Source organism: Mesorhizobium sp. M7A.F.Ca.US.011.01.1.1, from assembly GCF_003998295.1.
In the GTDB taxonomy this organism is placed as follows: Bacteria; Pseudomonadota; Alphaproteobacteria; order Rhizobiales; family Rhizobiaceae; genus Mesorhizobium.
This window is the reverse complement of record NZ_RZRT01000216.1, coordinates 1-685: the sequence shown is the minus strand read 5'-3', so window position 1 is coordinate 685 and position 685 is coordinate 1. Positions and strand designations below refer to the sequence as shown.

The following is a 685-nucleotide window of genomic DNA, read 5'->3' as shown; positions in this document are numbered from 1 at the left end:
CTTCGAACCTTTTGCCGCGCCGCGCCGACTGATGGTCAGAGGCGAATGGGTCGCCTCGATCAAAAGATCCAGGAGATCATCATGTTCAAGCGCACTCTTACCTCAGGCCTCCTCGCCATCTTCGTCGCCACCGGCGCGCTCGCCGGCACTGTCGGCACGTCGTCAGCCCACGGCATGCACGGTCATCATCATCACCACCACAACCATCACAAGAAGCACTTCAAGAAGTTCTGGTGGAAGCACTACAACCACCACCACAACCATCACCACAGGCACGGCAGGGTGATCATTTTCCTTTGATGGAGGGACCCATTCTTCCAAGAGGGCGGCTTCGGCCGCCCTTTTCGCGTTCGGCGATCACTTTGTGAAGTGGGGACGGCAAAGCTGCCGATCTCCCCCTTTGCGGGGGAGATGTCCGGCAGGACAGAGGGGGGTGTGAAGGATCACCGGCTTCCCCATGAACTTTCTCTATTTTGTCCGTGCGGTTGCCTCGCCCTGATTGGTTGACAAGCTGGCGGGACAGCACCCCCCTCTGCCCTGCCGGGCATCTCCCCCGCAAGGGGGTGTTTGGACCGGAGACATCGCGAACAGGTGTGCGAGGACATCGCGAACAGTTTGGCGTGCTTTGCGCCGGGAGGTTCGCGATGCCATTTGGGAACACCAGCGTGATGGATGGGAAGTTGGA

The 685-nt window shown here is 59.7% G+C and carries 1 protein-coding gene; it reads left to right on the top strand.

The window, feature by feature from the left end; all coding sequences use genetic code 11:
- Nucleotides 1–300, top strand: a 300-nt coding sequence (locus EOA13_RS37400) for a hypothetical protein (protein WP_245490614.1), incomplete at its 5' end; no start/stop codon positions are given.
- Between the last annotated feature and the right edge of the window lie 385 nt (nucleotides 301–685).